A 21230-nucleotide genomic window follows, 5' to 3' on the forward strand; every position below is an offset into this window, starting at 1 on the left:
GGTGCAAATATAGAAACTTATTTAACCATTATCCAAACCTTTTTTTAAGTATTTTTAAAACTATTTCTTAACCGCCTTAGAACTCGTAGGTTAAGCAGTAAAAAAAGTACTTTGTATTTAGTATTAAGTACAAAGAGTTGATTGCTATTCAGTAGGCAGTCTTCTGTTTGCAGTAAGTTTATGGTTAATGGTTAATGGTTAATGGTTAATGGCAAACTACAAATTCTATAAAGAATGCAAAATCTATATGCTCTTCTCTTTATTCTTGTCTCCTTTTCTACTTCAAACTTCCGACTCCTGACTTCGGTCTTCGGACTTCTTTCAATAAGCAGTTAGTTTGCAGTTAATGGTTAATGGTTAATGGTTAATGGCAAACTACAAATTCAATAAAGAATACAAAATCTATATGCTCTTGTCTTTATTCTTGCCTCTCCCCTTATACTTCCGGCTTCGGTCTTCGGACTTCTGACTTCTTCAATCTTTCAATTATTAAAAAATAAACATACTTATATATAGTGTTGTATGCGTGAAGACTTCGACTTATCTTTGCAAACTGAAAAACAACATATATAATGATTAAGATTACTTTACCCGATGGATCGGTTAAGGAGTTTGAAAAAAACACAACTCCAATGGATGTTGCCAAAAGCATTAGCGAAGGCCTAGCCCGCAATGTTATTTCGGCTAATTTTAATGGTACAAAAGTTGAAACGGTTACCCCTTTAACCACCGATGGGAGTCTTATATTATATACATGGAATGATGACGAAGGGAAACAGTCTTTTTGGCATTCTACTTCTCATATTATGGCGCAGGCGCTTGAGGAACTTTATCCTGGAGTAAAACTTACTATTGGACCTTCTATAGATAACGGGTTTTATTACGATGTTGATTTAGGGGAGCAAAGTATTTCCGAAAAAGATTTTCCTACTATTGAAGCTAAAATGCTTGAAATAGCTCGTGGAAAACACGATTATAAAATGCGTGCTGTTACTAAAACAGAGGCTTTAGACTTTTATAAAAAGCAAGGAAATGAATTTAAGGTTGAACTAATAGAAAACCTTGAAGACGGAACCATTACTTTTTGCGACCATGATACGTTTACCGATTTATGTCGTGGTGGCCATATCCCAAATACTGGAATAGTAAAGGCTGTAAAATTATTGTCGGTTGCTGGAGCTTATTGGAGAGGTGATGAAAACAAACCACAACTTACACGTATCTATGGGATCTCGTTTCCGAAGCAAAAAGAACTAAAAGAATATTTAGAACTTTTAGAAGAAGCAAAAAAGAGAGATCATAGAAAGCTTGGGAAGGAGCTTGAGCTATTTACTTTTTCGCAAAAAGTAGGGCAAGGATTGCCATTATGGCTTCCTAAAGGTGCTGCACTAAGGGAACGCTTAGAGAACTTTTTGAAAAAAGCACAAAAGAAAGCTGGATACGAACAAGTAGTTTCTCCACATATTGGACAGAAAGAATTATATGTTACTTCTGGCCATTATGCTAAATATGGAGAAGACAGCTTCCAGCCTATTCGAACTCCTAAAATGGATGAAGAGTTTTTGTTGAAACCTATGAACTGTCCGCATCATTGCGAAATATATAATAGTAGACCTTGGAGCTATAAAGAACTACCAAAGCGTTATGCAGAATTTGGTACCGTATATAGATATGAACAAAGTGGAGAACTACATGGTTTAACTCGCGTTCGTGGTTTTACTCAAGATGATGCGCATATATTTTGTACACCAGACCAATTAGACGAAGAGTTCAAGAAGGTAATCGATTTAGTACTTTATGTATTTGGTTCTTTAGGATTTGAAAACTTTACTGCACAAGTATCTTTACGCGATCCAGATAATCCAGAAAAATATATTGGTAGCGATGAGAATTGGGAAAAAGCGGAAACTGCTATTATTAATGCCGCTAATGAAAAAGAGCTTAATTATGTAATAGAAACTGGAGAAGCTGCCTTTTATGGTCCGAAGTTAGATTTTATGGTGAAAGATGCTTTAGGTAGAAGCTGGCAACTAGGAACTATACAAGTAGATTATAATTTACCAGAGCGTTTTGACCTTAATTACAAAGGAAGTGATGACAAATTACACAGACCTGTAATGATACATCGAGCGCCTTTTGGAAGTTTGGAACGTTTTATTGCAATTTTATTAGAGCACACAGCAGGGAACTTCCCTCTGTGGCTAATGCCTGAGCAGGCTATTATATTGTCTATCAGTGAGAAATATGAAAAATATGCCGAAAAAGTTTTAAATTTATTGGAAAATGCCGAAATTCGCGCCCTTGTAGATAATAGAAACGAAACAATTGGCAAGAAAATACGAGATGCAGAAATGCAAAAAACTCCGTATATGCTAATTATAGGCGAGCAAGAAGAGAAAGACGGTACGGTTTCTGTAAGGAAACATGGTGAGGGCGACATAGGTACTATAACAATAAATGAGTTCTCAGATTTGATAAATTCAGAAATCAATCGTACATTAAAGAAGTTTTAAAATAAAGTTTAATTAAAAATTATAAGCCATAGCAATTAAAAGATTTAACAGAAACGCTCAAAGAAGAGAGATTAAAAATCCGCACAGAACCAATAGAGAGATTCGTGTACCAGAAGTAAGATTGGTAGGCGATAATATTGAAATGGGTGTATATCCAACCAAAGATGCTTTAGTAAAAGCTGAGGAATTAGGTTTGGATCTTGTTGAGATTTCACCAAATGCCAAGCCTCCTGTTTGTAAAATAATGGACTATAAAAAGTTCTTATACGAGCAAAAAAAGAGAGAAAAGGTAATGAAGGCGAAAGCCTCTAAAGTGGTTGTAAAAGAAATTCGTTTTGGTCCGAATACAGACGACCATGATTACGATTTCAAAAAGAAACACGCAGAGAAATTCTTAAAAGAAGGAGCCAAATTAAAGGCTTATGTATTCTTTAAAGGACGTTCTATTGTTTATAAGGATAAAGGAGAAATTTTGTTGCTTAAGTTAGCATCAGAATTAGAAGATATTGGAAAAGTAGAACAAATGCCTAAATTGGAAGGGAAACGTATGACTATGTTCATTGCTCCTAAGAAAACCAAATAAGGTAAAAGTTTTATACTTTCCAAAGGAATAAAAAAAATAATAAGCGGAACAATTAAATAAATATTAGGATTATGCCTAAAATGAAAACTAAATCCAGTGCTAAGAAGCGTTTTAAGCTTACAGGTACAGGTAAAATTAAAAGAAAGCACGCTTTTAAAAGTCACATCTTAACAAAGAAGTCTAAAAAGCGTAAGCTTGCATTAACTCATTCTGGTTTAGTAGATAAAGCAGATGAGAATAATATCAAAGAACAATTACGTTTAAAGTAAATTGTTCTTTCGGTTCAATTAAAATTGTTTAACCCTGGAGTTAGGCTTTTAAAAGAATTCTGAATTCTGAATTTATGTTCTGAATTATAGAATCGCCTGCTACAAAAAATTAAAAATTATGCCAAGATCAGTAAATTCAGTAGCTTCAAGAGCACGAAGAAAAAAAGTGTTGAAGCAAGCAAAAGGCTACTACGGTAGACGTAAAAACGTTTGGACGGTTGCCAAGAATGCGGTTGAGAAAGCAATGTCTTACTCATACAGAGACCGTAGAAATAAGAAAAGAACTTTCCGCGCTTTGTGGATTACTCGTATTAATGCGGGTGCTAGATTACACGGAATGTCTTATTCTCAGTTTATGGGGAAAGTAAAAGCTAACGATATCGAACTTAACCGTAAGGTTTTAGCCGATTTAGCTATGAACCACCCAGAGGCTTTCAAAGCAATTGTTGAAAAAGTAAAGTAAACGTTTAACAACATATTTTTCCGCTTATTATAAAAAATCCAGTCTTTGAAAAGACTGGATTTTTTTATGTTTAATTTTCTTCAACAAGGCATTTATAAAATTCCTTTAAACTAATGCTGTTCTGAGTTCATACTTAAGCAAGCATACATTACTCTACAATAGTTGGCAACTCAGCTACAAAAGCATTATGAACTGCTTCTGGGCTTAAAATATGTCCCTTTTTTTGAGCACTCTGCGCAAGTAAGTATCCACGGTGAGCGGCATCCATTCTTTGTAAAGGAGTACCATGATGACCATCTGCTTCAAAACCACAATCTCCGATGTTAAAAAATAAGTCAAAAAACGCTTCTACACGCTTCCAATTGTATGTAGCTCCTCTTTTATGTGTCATAAAATAAGCAGCAAAGAAATCGGCTTCTAATTCTGTTGAACGGGTAGCCTCTGGTATATTTCCTGCTTCTGTTGGATAGCCCCAAGTATTATTAAATTGGATTTGGTGCCCCCACTCGTGTGCTAAAATTCCAGTCCATACTATATCAGCATCTATTCCTGCCTTTTCCATAACAGAAACTATTCCGTCACTAATAACAATAATATCTCCTTGTCCTTTACCAAAGAAGTTATCAATATTGATTGCAAAACCATCAAAAGAAACATAAGGATTTTCTATTAAAAAAGTACTTTCTTCATTAATAGCAGAAATCTCAGCAATTAACGCATCTATATCTGCGGTAGGTCCATATAGAAAAGGAAGTGTTTCTCTCAGCAAACTTTCATTTTCAAAATTACTGTTATGCTGCCCTTTTACTGCTACCTCATTAGGCATATCCCAAAATTTCTCATGTTCTCTTACTCGTTTTTTCATCAAGTTTGTATACCTCCCATTCTCTCCAAAATATTGAGGACTTGTATCTACCAATGACATATAAAAATTAATATCGCTATAAATACTATAGAATTCCGCTCCTAATTGATCTAGATTTTCTGCTATAGTTTCATTAATTGCCGCATCAAAATCTGTTGTACTACACTCAGAGGGCGCAACTGCACGAGATAAATCGTCATAGAATGCAAAATCATTTACGCTCAAATCTAAATTTACACTCCTATCTTGTATTAATTCAGAATACTTATTGGCTGAAGAAGTTGTAGCATACACGGCATTTAATTCGTCTTCAACATAAGTTTCTTCTTTTGAGCATGATACAAGAATTACATTTACTAAAATAATACTTGCTAAAAATTGGATTTTTTTCATAATAGCTGGTTTTAGATTATAATCCTATGAATATAGAGAAAACACCTTTGTAAAGCAATTTTTACCGATGAAATACATGTTTGCAGAGAAAATATAATTCCTAACAAACTATTAACTTACAGTTGGACAAGAAACCCTATTTTTGCATCTTATAATTATAGCATATGGATTTATCTAAAGTAAGATTAGTAGTAACAGACATGGATGGAACTCTTTTAAATAGCAAAGGGGAGGTTAGCAACACCTTTTTTGACTTATTTAAAAAATTTAAAGAAAACGACATCCATTTTGTTGCCGCAAGCGGAAGACAATATAATAGCATTACTAATAAATTAAATTCTATTGTTGACGATATTACTATTATTGCTGAAAATGGAGGAATTGCAAAACAAGGTACCGAAGAATTATTGGTTACCAATTTACCCGAAGAAAGTACCAATGAAATTATTGAGCTTTTAAGAGGAATTGAAGATGTATTTGTTGTTTTATGCGGAAAGAAATCGTCTTATATTGAAACCAAAGATGCTACTTTTACAAAATTATTTAACGAATATTACGCTGCTTATGAAGTAGTAGATGATTTAACAAAAGTTAGCAAAGATGATTTTGTAAAGATTGCAGTATATCATTTTGAAAGTTCTGAAGATCATATTTACCCATCTGTAAAACATTTGGAAAACAATTTACAAGTAAAAGTATCTGGGAAAAACTGGTTAGATTTATCCCATCCAAATGCAAATAAAGGATATGCATTAAAAATGCTTCAAGATAGATTAGGAATTTCAAAGGCAGAAACGATGGTTTTTGGAGATTACAACAACGACCTTGAGATGTTGGCACTTGCTGATTTTAGTTTTTCTATGGAAAACGCACATCCAAATGTAACAAAGGCTGCCAATTATCAAACAAAAAGTAATGATGAGAATGGTGTTGAGTATATTTTAGATAAGTTAATTGTTGCCAAACAAAAAATTCAAAATCAACTACCTAAGGGCTAGCCTCATGAGGTATTCAAAAAAAAACAATTCATTTCAACGCAAAACGTCGGTCAATTGAACCCTCTATGAGGGATTAATTTCCGAAAGCAGTAATGACCACAGATCTTGAGCCGCCAAAATCTCGATGTTCGCATAAATAAATTCCTTGCCAAATACCGAGATTTAAGCGTCCATTAGAAATAGGAATTTGTACAGAAGCTCCCATTAAAGATGCTTTTATATGTGCTGGCATATCATCGGCACCCTCATAAGTATGGATATAATAAGGTGCATTTTCTGGCACCATTTTATTAATATGACTTTCAAAATCTGTCCGTACGGAAGGATCGGCATTTTCATTTATAGTTAAACTAGCAGACGTATGTTTTATAAACACCTGTAATTGTCCGATATTAACTTTTTTTATGTCTGGAATTGCCTGTAAAACCTCATCAGTAATAATATGAAAACCTCTTTTTCTAGCTTTCAATTTTATTTCAGTTTGTAAAAAAATCATGAAGTAGATAATTATGTTTTTTGCTTTTTCTTTTTTGCTGCTGGAAACAAAACATTGTTTAAAATAAGTCGGTAACCAGGAGAGTTGGGATGTAATTCCAATTCCGTCTTAGGGTCTCCTACTCTATGTTGATAATCTTCTGGATCATGACCTCCATAGAAAGTAAAAAAGCCTTTTCCTTTTATTCCATGAATGTATCGAGCCTCTCCATTTACCTTATTTTCTGCTAAAGTTAAAACTGTAGAACGGATTGTATTTGGGTCATAAGCAGTAGTTTGCCCCATAAAACCTTTTACCAGCGCGGTATGATTTTGACAAAGCATGGTAGGAATAGGATCCCATTTTGCTGAAAACTCCATCAATGTAAAATAGTCTGTTTCCTTCTGAACAGTTTTTCTTTTTGCGGTCATATCAATTGATGAAAACTCGTATTCCAAAGGATTTCTTTCCAAGATAAAATCTCGAAAAGCAAAGGTTTTAGAAAAATCGAGATGCGATTGATAATTTGGTGCGGAAGGGTCGCCATCAAACATAGGTTCACAAATATCGGTATCTGAAGCTGCCAAAGCAATATCAAAACTATCGGTAGCAGAACACATTGCAAACATAAAGCCCCCCCCAATAACATAATCGCTTATACTGGTAGCTACCGCCAATTTTTCTTTAGAAACTTTTTCATAACCTAGCTTAGCAGCCAAGGCTTCAGCTTCTTTTTTGTCGTTAATATACCAAGGTGTAGCGCGGTAAGCACCATAAAATTTCCCAAACTGTCCAGTAAAATCTTCATGGTGTAAATGCAACCAATCATACAGCAAAAGCTCCCCTTCAAGTACCTCAGTGTCATAAACAACATCATAAGGAATTTCTGCATAGGTAAGTACCATTGTTACGGCATCATCCCATGGCTGACTCCCTTTTGGGGAATATACTGCAATTTTAGGGGCTTTTTCTAAAATAACCGCCTCTTGGTTTTTAGAGGGACTACTAATTTCATCTAAAATTTGCGCTGTTTTAGCATCAGAAAGAACTTCAAAAGAAACCCCTCGAATTTGACATTCTTTTCTTATTTCTTCTGAATCCTTTAGTAAAAAAGAACCTCCACGATAATTTAGTAGCCAATTTACTTTTTCATTTTTTGCCAATACCCAATAGGTTATTCCGTAGGCTTTTAAATGATTTTCTTGAGTTTCTACATCCATTGGGATTAGAATATAGGACGCAAAGGAAAATTGTATAGTAAATAGCAACAAAAAAAAGAGCACCCATTTCTGAATGGAATACTCTTTTTTGGTTTTATATATTTTAAATTTAGGTAATACCATTAAATCTTTCAGTTTCATATAAACATTCTGTAATGTCTAGACAAAGATACAAGACCACTTCGCTGTAAGAAAAAAAAGGAAAGACTATATTGTAATTACCATAAAATCTTTAGCTCATAGAGAACCACTTTTTAAATTATGCTTTCCGTTTCTATTTTTTATATAACAGAGGGATTCCTAAAAATGTCTTATAATCCTTAAAATTAGTATACTTTTCAGTATTTATACTCATTTTTATCGGACTATAATGATAAACATTACCATATTCTAACTGAAAAATACAATTATAAATCGAAACCTAAGTCTTTTCTGTAGTTCATTTTATCGAAAGCTATTTTCTCCATGCTTTTGTAAGAAGTTTTCAAGGCTTCTTTAAAATCATTTCCGAAAGAAGTTACAGCCAACACACGCCCACCAGACGAAACAACCTCATCATCCTTCAACTGAGTTCCTGCATGAAAAACTATTGAATCTTCAACATTTTCAAAACCTGTAATTACTTTTCCTTTTTCGTATGCTTCAGGATATCCACCAGAAACTGCTACAATTGTAGTTGCAGTTCTATCGTCTAAATCTAACTTAATAGTATTTAAAGTTCCATTTGCTGTAGCTTGTAGAAGCTCCACCATATCATTCTTTACACGAGGTAAAACCACCTCGGTTTCTGGATCCCCCATACGTACATTATACTCAATAACATAGGGTTCCTCCCCTACTTTTATGAGTCCGATAAATACAAAACCTTTGTACGGTATTTCGTCTTTTTGAAAACCTTCAATAGTAGGTTTTACAATACGGTCTTCTATCTTTTGCATAAAGGTAGCATCTGCAAACGGCACTGGTGAGATTGCTCCCATTCCACCCGTGTTTAAACCAGTATCTCCTTCCCCTATACGCTTATAATCTTTTGCTGTAGGAAGTGTTATATAATTCTTACCGTCTGTTAAAACAAAAACACTAAGCTCTATCCCGCTTAAAAATTCTTCAATAACCACTTTAGCACTAGCATTTCCGAATTTAGCATCTACCAACATGCTTTTAAGTTCTGCTTTTGCTTCTTCTATATCGTCTAAAATTAAAACCCCTTTCCCAGCGGCTAATCCATCTGCTTTTAAAACATACGGCGGATTTAAAGTTTCTAAGAAAGCATATCCTGCTTCTAAACTCTCGGAAGTAAAACTTTGATAAGCTGCAGTAGGTACATTATGGCGCGCCATAAATTCTTTAGCAAACTCTTTGCTTCCTTCTAGAATAGCTCCTTTTTTTTCTGGGCCTATTACAGGAATATTTTTTAATTCATCATCTTTCAAGAAAAAGTCATGAACCCCTTGTACTAATGGATCTTCTGGGCCTACTACTACCATTTCAATATTCTCCGCCAGCACTAATTTTTTAATAGCGGGAAAATCGGTTACCGAAATTTCCACATTGGTAGCTATTTTAGCGGTTCCAGCATTACCTGGAGCCACAAAAAGATTAGTTAGTTTTTTGCTTTGCGCAATTTTCCATGCGAATGTATGTTCTCTACCGCCAGAACCGAGTATAAGGATGTTCATTTTTACTGAATTTAATAGTCTTTGTATTAAAGTTCCAAAGGTACATTCAGTAGAGGCAAAAACATAATTTATGAATGAAAAGTTTATTTGTTTTTTACAAAAGCTAAAACGCTACGTTCTTTGTTCTTTAGCTTCTTCTATGGTTGTACTTTTACTTTTTAACAATAACTTCCTAAATAACTCTTGCTATTCATCTTTTTTATCGATAAAAAACGTTCAAACTACAACTTAAGAATGCTAAAAATAGGATAGTCCATGAAATATTGAAACCCAAATTACGGAAACCCATAATAACTTATAACAAAAAAGTCAATTCTAATAATTGACTTGCTTTTAAGATCACTTCTTTTTCAAATTATCTTCGATCCCTTCAAATAGCTCACTGACCTTAATTTCAGGCTGTTCAGTCCATAGCTTGGTAACATATACATTCGGACTAATCTGCCGATAAAAATGGATTCGCCTGCCTTTCCGCTATTTAATCGTTTTATATATTCTCTAATATCTTTTCTGCCATTTTAGAATTTAATAAAAAATATTTAATGAGGCTTTTTCTTCCTTGTAGGAAGAAAACTTTTGTACTGTTACAAATAAGTTTTTTTAAAAGAATTAAACAAAAACTTCCTAAAGGTAATATTTTTTAACTCCTAAACTCCTATCATTATTTTATGCGCGAGTGTATTAAGTCAAATAGACAAACTAATGCTTTGATATTATCCTCAAAAACTTATTTTTTTCATTTGACGCAGTGTATTCGGAAATTTCTTTATCGCTCATAGCCTTTATGGAAATAATCTTCATATTTTTAACAGGCTTTCCGTTTTCGTCCTTTTCTTTCCTTTTATTTATTTTTAATAGTTTCAATCTGATTTTCACAAGGTCATTAGTGACTATTTCTTCAGGTAATAACTCTAAATAAGATTTTATTTCAAGAGCTTTAGCCACTCTTGCAAACATTCTCATATTGAGTTTTTGTGGTTGTTTAGGGTTTTCTATATTCCCAAAAAAACTTTCCGAAACACCAACCTTCGCAGATAGGTCTTCTTGAGTTAAATCCTCTAAAATTCTTTTTTCTCTTAATTTTCGAATTACTTTAAAATCAAATTCGGAAATAATGATTTCAATAACCATACCTTGTTAAATTGGCATGTAAGGAATGAAATATTATAATTTTTATCACATACCTATAAGAGTGTAATAATAATTTACTATATTTGTTTATATAACATATATTTGCAATTCTTCAAATAGAAAAATATTAGAAGCAATTGCTTTGAGTCTCGACTAGAAAACTGGTAATTTTTATGCAACGAGATAATAAGCAGAATGCTCACGGCCGCGGACGTGGGCTCTCTTATTGTTGCGTGGTATACCAGTACCTCTAGTCGATAAGTTGAGCTCTACGTCCTTTTTTATACAGTAGTCTTTTCAACTTTTCTTAGCATTGGTTTCTTCATTTTAATTGGATTGTTGCAATTAGATAAAAAATAGGATGAAGCACCAACCAAAAAACTTGATTATCAAGGCGCAGTATAATGTTGCGTTTACGGTGTATTTTATCCTATTTCCTAAAAAACCAAAATGTCCAATTTAGGACATTATTGTTATGGGAGTGACGATATAATTTAGGCTCAGTAGTCGCTTGCCAAAACTTATTATCAATAATAAGTGGCTAAGCGATGCGGATGCCTCGGTACTTCAATACTTTTTTCTCTCATAATTAACGACTACACATGATCATGGCATCCGGCCATGTAACGAAACGATGGTTTAGACCTTAAGGCTGTTCTTACCATAGAACCTGTCTTACCAATAATTTTATTATGGGTAATGGCTATAGGCATATCTATGCGTAAGGGTAAGCGTGAATTTCAAAAAGACCCCTTAGAAATATAGAGAAGATAAAGGGTCTATTCTAACAAAACCGAAGTTTTATTATAACAACTCAAAATTATGCAAAAAAGATATATTATAAGAGATAAGTGTATCCTATTATTTACCCTGCTTATCTTTTCTATTGGAACGTATTCCTTGTTTGGGAATGTCAGGGGTGTTAATTTTTTTGATTTAGCTGCTTATCAACATCGGATTAAGGGAGTGGTTACTGATTCGGACGGAACTCCGGTTCAGGGAGCTTCGGTTCGTTTAAAAGGCACTTCAACCGGAACTTTCACAAACAATGAGGGTGTCTTTTATCTGGAGGCCACTCCTACCGATGTTTTGATATTAAGCTATATCGGATTTAAGAAACTAGAGGTTATAGTGGGAAGCTCGGAGGAACTTTCCCTTGTATTAGAGGAAGATGTGACTGATCTTGGAGCGGTGACGGTCAATGCAGGATATTATTCTGTAAAGGAGCGAGAGCGCACTGGAAGTATTTCAAGCATCTCTGCTGCTGATATTGAAGAGCAACCCGTTACCAATGTTCTTGCTACTATGCAAGGACGAATGCCGGGAGTGTATATCACACAAGACTCGGGGGTACCTGGTAGTGGTTTTCAAATTCAGATAAGGGGGCAAAATAGCTTGCGATCGGATGGGAATATGCCTTTGTATATTGTGGATGGTGTTCCTTTTACAACCCAGTCTATGGAGAGTTTCTATACCGGAGAGGCAGTACCTGGAATTATTAACCCTTTAAATAATATCGACCCTACGTCCATAGCAAGTATCGAGGTGTTAAAAGATGCCGATGCTACGGCTATTTATGGCTCACGTGGAGCGAATGGGGTGGTATTAATTACAACAAAAAAAGGAGTTGCTGGTAAAACCCGGTTTCAGATAGGATACACCTATGGATTGGGAAGGGTTGCTAATTTCATGGACCTTATGGATACCAATACCTATCTGGAGATGAGACGGGAAGCTTATGCCAATGATGGTATAATAACATATCCTGCCAATGCTTACGATGTAAATGGAACATGGGATCAAAACCGTTATACGGACTGGCAAGAAGTATTAATAGGGGGAACCTCTGATATTATAGATGCGACAGGTTCCGTGTCAGGGGGGAGTGAGCACACTCAATTTTTAGTGAATGGGAATTACCATAAGGAAACCACTGTATATCCAGGAGATTATGCGTATAATAAGTTTGGACTTAACAGTAGTATCAATCACAGTACCCGTGATGAAAAGTTTAAGGTACATTTAACTGCTGGTTATACAATTCAAAATAACAACTTACCGGGGTTGTCATTTATGACAGACATCTACCAATTAGCTCCTAATGCTCCGGCATTGTATCAGGAGGATGGGACTCTGAATTGGGAAAATAGTAGTTGGGAGAATCCATATAGTGTATTTGAAACCTCCTATGAATCAAAAACGAATAGCCTTATATCAAATCTGTTACTTTCTTATGAACCTATTGATGGGTTGGAGTTTAAAACCAGTTTGGGTTATACTAATAATCAGTTTTTTGATCAAATGCTTCGCCCATCTACTGTATATGATCCAGCATATGAAATTACCAGTGAGTTTTCGAATGCCTACAAAAATCAGGTACATTTTAATTCTTGGATTGTCGAACCACAAGTATCTTATAAAAAAGAATTTTCGGCATTTAAAACGCAGTTATTAGTTGGAGGGACATTTCAAAAACAAGTTTCTTCACAATTAGTGCATAGTACTAGTGGGTATGCCAGTAACAGCCTATTAGGAAATATGACTGCTGCTTCGTTTATTAATATTGCCACGGATGATCAGACTAAATATAAATACAATGCCATATTTGGACGATTGAATACTTCCCTTTTTAATCGTTATTTTATAAACATAACAGGGAGACGAGATGGATCTTCTCGTTTTGGTCCTGGTCGCCAATTTGCCAATTTTGGTGCAATAGGTATTGCATGGTTGTTTTCAGAGGAATCCTGGTTAGAAAACTTAAATTTTTTAAGTTATGGAAAATTAAGAGCGAGCTATGGGACAACAGGAAATGATCAGATAGGTGATTATCAGTATTTGGATACGTATACCATTAGCGGAAATAGTTACAATGGAATAGCCGTTATGGAACCCTCAAGGCTTTTTAATCCTTCTTTTAGCTGGGAAGAAAACAAAAAGTTAGAGGTAGCCATGGAAACAGGATTTATAAAAGATCGACTCTTTTTAACGGTTGCTTATTTTAAGAACCGTTCTTCGAATCAGTTGGTAGGAATACCACTTCCGGGAACAACAGGTTTTTCTTCTATTCAGGCTAATTTAAATGCTACTATAGAAAATAAAGGATGGGAGTTTACATTACGTTCCGAACAATTTAAAAACGAAGATTTTTCATGGAGTACTACATTTAATCTAAGTGTTAACCGTAACCGACTGGTCTCTTTTCCAGGATTAGAAACCTCCACCTATAGCAATAGCTATGTTATAGGAGAACCTTTAAATATCAGTAAGGTATATCAGTATGAGGGCTTGGACTCTCAAACGGGACTGTATCAATTTAAAGATTTTAACGACGATGATTTATTAACACGTGAAAATGATCGGGAAGCTATCATACGATTTGATCCTGACTTTTTTGGTGGAATCCAAAATAGTATTCGTTATAAAGGATTATCCGTAGACTTTCTTTTTCAATTTGTTAAACAAGATCGTTATACCGGTGAACATTCAATGGGAATGGCTGGAAGAATGGGGAATCAATTAAACCTATTACAGGATCGTTGGAAGCAACCAGGAGACATCGCAACCTTTCAGCCCTATTCTTCAGGGGCTAATTCTGAACTTAGATCAAGGTATTTGAATTATTCCCAAAGTAATGCTGTATTGGATGATGCCTCCTTTATTAGACTTAAGAACATAGCTATTTCTTATCAATTACCGAGGAATATCTTGCATGGGGTTACTTGCAGTATTGTTTTAAAGGGACAAAATCTATTGACTTTTACAGATTATGAGGGATTAGATCCAGAAGCTAATTTCACAAATAGTTTACCACCATTACAAGCACTCACCACAGGGATACAACTCCATTTTTAAATTAATAAAATCATGAAAAAATATATAACAACAGTTTTAAAAAATAAAAAAACAAATGGGAATCTTTGGTTTCGAAGCCTGCTAATATTTGTATGCTGCAGTACATTTTTGCTGTCTTGTTCAGATTTTGTGGAGGTAGAACTTCCTTCATCGCAACTCAATGCTGATGATATCTTTACCGATATTTCTTCTGCTAATGCAGCCATGGCTTCCATATATGCTGAAATGCGTGATGGTAGTATGGTAAGTGATTTAAGTTATCAGATGGGGAATTATGCAGATGAATTGGATTATTACGGTAGTATGGCTTCTGACACCGAGGATTTTAATAAAAATACGGTAATTTCTTCCAATGGTACCATCAAAAGCTGGTGGAATACTGCCTATAATTTAATTTATAGTGCAAACTCAATTCTAGAACGTGTTGAGAATTCAAAACAACTTTCTACAAGTGATTGCAATCAGTTAAAAGGGGAAGCTTTATTTGTAAGAGCATACCTTCATTTTTACTTGGCGCAACTTTATGGAGCAGTCCCTTATGTAACGACCACTAATTATTCAGAGAATGCTAAGGTGGTTAAAATTCCTGTTGATCAGTTGTATTTAAATGTACTGGAGGATTTAAAAGTAGCTGAAGGCTTATTAGGTTTGGAATATGTAAATCCAAATCGTACCCGTCCAAATAGAGGCGTAGTTAAAGCACTTATGGCAAGAATATATTTATATACAGATCAATGGGAGGCTGCTGCTCAGGCAGCTTCGTATTGCATAAACAATACAGGTACATATACATGGAACACAAATTTAAATACCTTGTTTTTAAAAGATAATACTACAACTATTTGGCAATGGTCTCCTGAATTTGAAGGACAAAACACCAATGAAGGGCAAGCTTTTATATTCTTTTCAGTACCTCCGGGAAACGTAGCCTTGAATCCTGAGCTTGTAGCCAGTTTTGAAGCTAATGATTTGAGATTGGATGGTTGGATTAAGGGATTATCGGATGGGGAAACTACTTGGTATTATGCATATAAATATAAAGAGCAAGGTGGGACGGATGTCTCAAGAGAGTATAGTGTCATTTTTCGATTGGCTGAACAATATTTGATAAGGAGCGAAGCACGTGTACAAAACGGCGACATAGAGGGAGGGGTGTCTGACCTAAATAAAATAAGAAATCGCGCAGGACTTTCCGAAGTTGGTGTTACTGATAAAGCTACCTTATTGAAACTTATCTTAGAGGAACGTAGGCATGAATACTTTACAGAATTAGGACATCGCTTTTTTGATTTAAAGCGTATAGAACAGCTGGATACTGTTTTAGGAGTTAAACCAGGTTGGAATACAACAGACAGAATATTACCATTACCAGAGGATGAACTCTTGATAAATCCAAATTTAGAACCGCAAAATAAAGGATATTGATGAGAAGACTAAATATAAAATCGATCAATTTCTTTCATCATAATTGCAACCTTTTATGGGGTTTAGTATGGATAGGACTTCTTTGTGTTATGCCTTTATGTGCACAAAGTAATCGTAAAACCATGACCCCAAAAGATTATGATAAATGGTATCGTTTTAACTCTTTAGGATTTGCTTCAGAGGGGAAATGGGTATTATTTAAAAAGTCTTATACAGATCAACCAGATTCATTATTTGTAAAAGAAATAATGGGAGATAGGCTTTACGCAATTGAAGATTGCGGTCAGTTAGCTTATGTTGGAAATAAGATAGTTATTGGACATTGTGCGAATGGGAGGTATCAAATACTACATCTGGCATCGGGAAGAATGGAAAAAATGAATGCAGATAAAGTAGAAGTAAGTTTAAATGAGGATTACCTTATGATGTATCATAAACAAAAGAAGGAACTGATTATTAGAAATCTTTCAAATGGTAAAAACGCATTTTTTTTTAATGTTTATGACTATTCCCATAATCCAAAATCCAATGCCATTGCAATTATGAGCCGTGAATCTACAGAGAATCAACTAACCTTGATATTTTTAAACAAAACGCTTAAAGAGGTTGTCTTATTGGAGAATTCTTCTCGCAAAGTTGTCGAACTCACATGGAATGCAGCGGGAGATGGTGTGGCCTTTTCGATGGCTTCTAGTGAATCAGAAGGAGAATATGGAGATGCAGGGGAGCTATGCTTCTATAAGATAACTAAGGAAAAGATGATGCGTATAGATTTGAACAATTGGGGTGGTTTTCCAAGTGATAAGAAGTTGGTAAGCACATGGGTTTTGCCGCTAAGGATTACCCCAGATGACAATAGGATATTATTTGCTTTTAAACGCAAACAACCTGTCGAAATGAAGGAGCTTCCAGAGGTCTGGAAAGCCGGTGATCCATATATCTATAAAGGGATGACTTATAGGATGCATTGGCAAAATACAGCCAAGTTAGGGATATGGGATTTAAAAACCAATCGTTTTATTAAGGTTACTGATACACTTTATCCTCAGTCGCTTATTAATAAAGATGCATCTTTAGCCTTGCTGTACAATCCGGCAACTTATCAACCTCAATCCATGTCGAAGCCACCCATTGACCTTTATATAGCAGATTTGAAAAAGGAGAGGAAAACATTGTTTTTAAAACGTCAGCTGCATGAAACATCAAAAGTTTCCTTTAGCCCCTCTGGACGTTATATTCAATACTTCAGAGAAAAGGGGTGGTGGCTTTACGATTCTAAAACAGATGTTCATGTTAATTTATGTAAGAAATTTGAAAATACTCAATTAATTGATTATGATGAATTAACTCCGTTATTATGGAGCAAAGATGAAGATGCTTTATTTATGCAGGGAAGTTACGATTTGTGGGAAGTTCCTATTGGAAATGGAGAGGTGAAGTCTTTAACGAATGGGAGGAAAAAGGGAGTTCATTATCATGTACTTACCAAGCCTACTGTTTACCAAAAACGACCTCAATCATTATATTTTAATCGACAAACTCAATCGTTGATATTCTCTGTAAAAAAAGGGGATAGTATGGGTTATGCGATATTAAGACCGCAAAAAAAACTACAAGATATAAGTCTTAGTGAAAATTATGTTCGTGATCCATTTCTATCTGAAGATGAACGATACTTTAGTTTTAGAATGGAGCGTAACGACCAGCCCTCTAAATTAATGATTTATGACCTGAGTTCAGATCGTTTACAAACATTGTTTCAGAGCAATCCTCATTATAAGAATTATAAACAAGGGCGCTCCAAAAAGATTTTTTATCGCAATAAGGATGGTGTCTTACTCTCAGGAATTCTTCGTTTTCCGACGGACTATAAGAAGGATTCACTATATCCCATGATTGTACGTGTTTATGAAAAACAGGGATATAAGCGTTTTCAATATGTAAATCCTACCATGTACAATGGCTCAGGATTTAATAGTAAAAATTATGTTAACAATGGTTATTTTGTATTTCTACCAGATATTTCTTATACCATAGGGGAACCTGGCTTTTCAGCAGCAGATTGTATTATATCAGGTACCAAAGCTGCATTGAAGGAAGCTTCTATTGATCCTGATAGAATTGGGTTGATAGGACACTCATATGGAGGGTTTGAAACGTTGTTTACCATAACTCAAACTGATTTTTTTGCTACTGCTATTGCCAGTGCTGGTGTAACCGATATGGTACGGGGGTATTTAGGTCTTCAGGATCGGATTCTACTTAGTTATGATATGTATGAACATTTTCAACACCGCATGGGAGTTTCTTTATTTGAGGATTACCAAGGATATTTGGATAACTCTCCTATATATCATGCCACCAAAATTCATACACCTTTTTTATTGTGGTCGGGTAAAGAGGATTATCATGTGAATTACCATCAGAGTATATCCTTTCATTTGGCCATGAAAAGGCTAGGAAAACCAAACAGTTTACTTTTATACCCTCAAGAAGGGCACGTCCTAGGGCGTCCTGAAAGTCAAAAAGATATTACTATAAAGACCGAGCAATGGTTTGCATATTATTTGAAAGATGGGATAAAATACGATTGGATGCCGTAAGTGATGAATTAAAGTAAATAGGGTGGCTCATTTTAGAGCCACCCTATTTTTTTTAGAATCTATGGTTGTTCAGGTCTATAAAGTTGAACAGTACATTGATTCCCCTCTTCTAAAAATAGTGGGGTACCATCTTCTTCATAATTGACTGTACAAATATAATCTGTTTCTACAGTTGAACAATCATCTGCTTGTTGGCATGATGTTCCTGCGGGATTTAATTTAATATGCCCCTGAACAATTGCTGCGTCTTTAGCCTTTAAACTCATTGCATGTGTTGAAAAGGCTCCGATGGTTGCTATGGCAAAAATAAAAGCCGGCAACCATTTTCTTGAAATTGTTTTCATATTTTTTGTATTTAAAGTTATGATCTACTCTTTTTTACAGGTTTTCGATCTTACCCCTGTCATCGCGATATATTTGTATGTGTATCTCCATGAAGCATATTTTTAAGGTCATATTGGACTAATTTATTCCCGATAAAACCATAAAAAATAGATTCCTTTATGAAAAAATGTCTTAGGGGTTTCCCTTGTTCTTTATAGATGTAAAAACTGGTTTGATAATTTCCATTTAAGATGTTGTATACATCTATTGTTTGAGTTTGCTTCCATGTCTTTTCTGCCTCATATCTTCCTTTGATTTGAGAACGTATATATAAAAAGCCATTATAAGTATAGCTTGCAGGATTAACCATCATGGAGGCAATCAATTTTAGTTGTTGAGGATTCGATGTGGAGTCTATAATTAAGTTGGGCTTAGAAATGGTGTCAATTGTATGAGCTGTTATAATGTTGTTAAGTTTCTCACTCATTACCAAAAATTTATTTTTATAGAAATAAGTATAAGATACGTGATTAGTAAGACCATCGTATGCAATACTACCATCGGCATTAAATATTTCGTCAGACTCATTATTCAAAAGGTGCGGTACAATTTGATAGGGTAGTGAATCCTTTATATAGAGGTAGCCAAGGTCACTTTTCTGGGATTGAGGATTCAAGGTTTTAAATAGTAATGTGTTATCATTAGTTAGTTGGTAATTTGAAAAGTTGATATTACCTTGGTATTGCGAGTCTACTTCCCAATTCGTTGTAGTTCCTTTTAATATCATAGAAATTTGACCATCTATTAAAAAGAAATAAGGAGGCTGGACTCTGACTTGAGCTGCAATGGATGGTAAATTATTATTACTGATTTGAATCTTAATGGTTTTCACAGTAGCTGTTTGTAGGTTTATTCGTTTTACAATGAGTGGACTACTATAATTTCCCAGATAAATATGTTGCTTACTTGAACCAGCAAAATAAAAAGCATCTCCGTTTAAATTTATATTAGCAATCTTTGGAATATTATATGAGTATCGACGAATAAAAGGATTTTCTTCGTATATAATTCGCTCTGAGGTTAGAAATAACATGGTGACCGTACCAACACTTAGAAGTGAGATTACGGAAGCTATTACATAAAAAGCATACTTGTTCTTGCTTTTAGAATCTCTTTTTTTGTGAAAATGAATGGCTAAAAGAGCAAATAAGGTAAATACTATATTAAAAATAAGGTGCGCCTTCCATCCCATTTTTTCCAGCACACCACCACAGGAACAGGGGATATTAGAAGCGTGGTTTAAAATGATATAAATATAGGTGCTAAACATGACCATTAAGGCTAATGATGCCAACAGACCTATATAACGTGTGTTTTTATATAGAAGTAGAAGAGCCGTTAAAATTTCAGATATAGGAACAATCCACACTAGCCAACCGGCATAGGCACTCAGCATCGGTGCTTGTCCAATTTGAATACGGAAATTTTCAAAATCCAACAGTTTAGTGAGTGCTGCATATACAAAAAGGAGTATAAACAGATAACTGATGATCTCCGTAATTAAACCTGTATGTTTTTGATACCATTTCATATCATTTGTATTTATTTGGTATTAAATGCTATAAATCTGCGCACTAATGGCTCTGCCAAATAAAGGTAAATGATTATAAAAGTGGACTTTGGTGGATTTACCTTATTTTTTTACGGTATTTCCGCATTTAACATTTTATTTAAAGGGAAAACTAGTCTTTTTAGATAAAACCTTCTTCTTTAGCCCTTTTAATAAGCTCTGAGCTTTTTTCTACACCAAAGAGATCCTTAAGACGTCGTTTCCTCTTTTCTAAAGCAGATAAGGATAGTGTCATTTTTTTAGTGATCATTTTCATGGTATAAAAGCGTGAGAGCAGGTATAGCAACAGATGATTCTCTTCATCCAGCAGGTAAGTGTTAGCTCCTTGTTCGGTCAGGTATCCTACGACTGTCCTGCTGTAATATGGGGTGTTGTCTATAAGACGGTATAGGGCTGTGGTCATCTCCTTATAACACATCTCTTTTTTAATTACAAAACCCATAGGATGAAGGTTCTTGAACATGTAACGGATATGGAAATGGTCTGTATAACTCGAAAAGATTACTACCCCAATCCTAGGGGGACGTTCATGTAACTTCTTCACCAAAGTATTCCTTGACAACCCCTCCCAATCCGTAGCGGGGAATATAAAAACATCCAGAAAAACCAAATCAATGGAACCGTCATCCATAAAGCTGAGAGCTTGCCCCAGAGTATAGGCCTTGCTTATCTGGAATTGAATCTCTTTTTCCCTTTTAACTTCACGGATTACTCTTTCAAATGTTTCCATTACATGCCAAGGAACATTAATATATAATATGTGGTAACTCTTTCTCATATCCCACCTTTCTATTGACTTTATAT

Annotated in this window: 16 protein-coding genes; 8 read left to right on the forward strand and 8 right to left on the reverse strand. The window is 34.8% G+C overall.

Going from position 1 to position 21230, the window contains the following annotated elements; genetic code table 11:
* Positions 1-572 precede the first annotated feature (572 nt).
* The 4 genes from thrS to rplT all read left to right on the forward strand — a co-directional run bounded on the left by thrS (position 573) and on the right by rplT (position 3828).
* On the forward strand, positions 573-2513 hold the full coding sequence (thrS, locus tag JOOMADRAFT_RS10075) for a threonine--tRNA ligase (protein ID WP_008613017.1): 1941 nt from the start codon (positions 573-575) through the stop codon (positions 2511-2513).
* 70 nt (positions 2514-2583) lie between these two features.
* The gene (infC, locus tag JOOMADRAFT_RS10080) at positions 2584-3096 is read left to right on the forward strand and encodes a translation initiation factor IF-3 (protein WP_245547707.1); all 513 of its coding nucleotides are present in this window, start codon (positions 2584-2586) and stop codon (positions 3094-3096) included.
* 71 nt (positions 3097-3167) lie between these two features.
* Positions 3168-3365: a 50S ribosomal protein L35 gene (rpmI, locus tag JOOMADRAFT_RS10085; protein WP_008613022.1), complete on the forward strand. Its 198-nt coding sequence runs from the start codon at positions 3168-3170 to the stop codon at positions 3363-3365.
* A gap of 118 nt (positions 3366-3483) precedes the next feature.
* The gene (rplT, locus tag JOOMADRAFT_RS10090; protein WP_008613024.1) at positions 3484-3828 is read left to right on the forward strand and encodes a 50S ribosomal protein L20; all 345 of its coding nucleotides are present in this window, start codon (positions 3484-3486) and stop codon (positions 3826-3828) included.
* Positions 3829-3976: 148 nt separating this feature from the next.
* On the opposite strand, the gene JOOMADRAFT_RS10095 is transcribed toward rplT, so the two are convergent.
* Positions 3977-5086 (reverse strand): hypothetical protein, encoded by a 1110-nt coding sequence (locus JOOMADRAFT_RS10095; protein WP_008613026.1) that lies wholly within the window; start codon positions 5084-5086, stop codon positions 3977-3979.
* Positions 5087-5250: 164 nt separating this feature from the next.
* On the opposite strand from JOOMADRAFT_RS10095, the gene JOOMADRAFT_RS10100 reads away from it, so the two are divergent.
* Positions 5251-6084 (forward strand): Cof-type HAD-IIB family hydrolase, encoded by an 834-nt coding sequence (locus JOOMADRAFT_RS10100; protein WP_008613028.1) that lies wholly within the window; start codon positions 5251-5253, stop codon positions 6082-6084.
* Between the two features lie 73 nt (positions 6085-6157).
* Here the strand turns inward: JOOMADRAFT_RS10100 and JOOMADRAFT_RS10105 are convergent, their stop codons facing one another.
* From JOOMADRAFT_RS10105 to JOOMADRAFT_RS10120, 4 genes are all read right to left on the reverse strand, one after another.
* The gene (locus JOOMADRAFT_RS10105; protein ID WP_008613029.1) at positions 6158-6580 is read right to left on the reverse strand and encodes a secondary thiamine-phosphate synthase enzyme YjbQ; all 423 of its coding nucleotides are present in this window, start codon (positions 6578-6580) and stop codon (positions 6158-6160) included.
* Positions 6581-6591: 11 nt separating this feature from the next.
* Positions 6592-7902, reverse strand: coding sequence for a hypothetical protein (locus tag JOOMADRAFT_RS10110; protein WP_008613031.1), 1311 nt, complete (start codon positions 7900-7902; stop codon positions 6592-6594).
* 284 nt (positions 7903-8186) lie between these two features.
* On the reverse strand, positions 8187-9458 hold the full coding sequence (purD, locus tag JOOMADRAFT_RS10115; RefSeq protein WP_008613032.1) for a phosphoribosylamine--glycine ligase: 1272 nt from the start codon (positions 9456-9458) through the stop codon (positions 8187-8189).
* Between the two features lie 699 nt (positions 9459-10157).
* A complete protein-coding gene (locus JOOMADRAFT_RS10120) occupies positions 10158-10589 on the reverse strand; it encodes a helix-turn-helix domain-containing protein (RefSeq protein ID WP_008613033.1) in 432 nt (143 codons plus the stop codon).
* A gap of 822 nt (positions 10590-11411) precedes the next feature.
* On the opposite strand from JOOMADRAFT_RS10120, the gene JOOMADRAFT_RS10125 reads away from it, so the two are divergent.
* The 3 genes from JOOMADRAFT_RS10125 to JOOMADRAFT_RS19690 all read left to right on the forward strand — a co-directional run bounded on the left by JOOMADRAFT_RS10125 (position 11412) and on the right by JOOMADRAFT_RS19690 (position 18472).
* Entirely contained in the window at positions 11412-14444 is a 3033-nt protein-coding gene (locus JOOMADRAFT_RS10125) for a SusC/RagA family TonB-linked outer membrane protein (protein WP_008613034.1), read from the forward strand.
* A gap of 12 nt (positions 14445-14456) precedes the next feature.
* Positions 14457-15869, forward strand: coding sequence for a RagB/SusD family nutrient uptake outer membrane protein (locus JOOMADRAFT_RS10130; protein WP_008613035.1), 1413 nt, complete (start codon positions 14457-14459; stop codon positions 15867-15869).
* 122 nt (positions 15870-15991) lie between these two features.
* Positions 15992-18472 (forward strand): alpha/beta hydrolase family protein, encoded by a 2481-nt coding sequence (locus tag JOOMADRAFT_RS19690; protein ID WP_157136672.1) that lies wholly within the window; start codon positions 15992-15994, stop codon positions 18470-18472.
* A gap of 59 nt (positions 18473-18531) precedes the next feature.
* On the opposite strand, the gene JOOMADRAFT_RS10140 is transcribed toward JOOMADRAFT_RS19690, so the two are convergent.
* From JOOMADRAFT_RS10140 to JOOMADRAFT_RS10150, 3 genes are all read right to left on the reverse strand, one after another.
* Positions 18532-18816: a DUF6520 family protein gene (locus tag JOOMADRAFT_RS10140; protein ID WP_008613048.1), complete on the reverse strand. Its 285-nt coding sequence runs from the start codon at positions 18814-18816 to the stop codon at positions 18532-18534.
* Between the two features lie 59 nt (positions 18817-18875).
* Positions 18876-20387 carry a DoxX family protein gene (locus tag JOOMADRAFT_RS20165; protein WP_008613049.1) on the reverse strand — a complete coding sequence of 504 codons (1512 nt, stop codon included), beginning with the start codon at positions 20385-20387 and terminating at the stop codon, positions 18876-18878.
* A 160-nt stretch (positions 20388-20547) separates the two neighbouring features.
* Entirely contained in the window at positions 20548-21156 is a 609-nt protein-coding gene (locus JOOMADRAFT_RS10150; protein WP_040879672.1) for a response regulator, read from the reverse strand.
* Positions 21157-21230: the final 74 nt, after the last annotated feature.

Origin of the sequence: Galbibacter orientalis DSM 19592, assembly GCF_000260115.1 — a bacterium.
Taxonomy (GTDB): domain Bacteria; phylum Bacteroidota; class Bacteroidia; order Flavobacteriales; family Flavobacteriaceae; genus Galbibacter; species Galbibacter orientalis.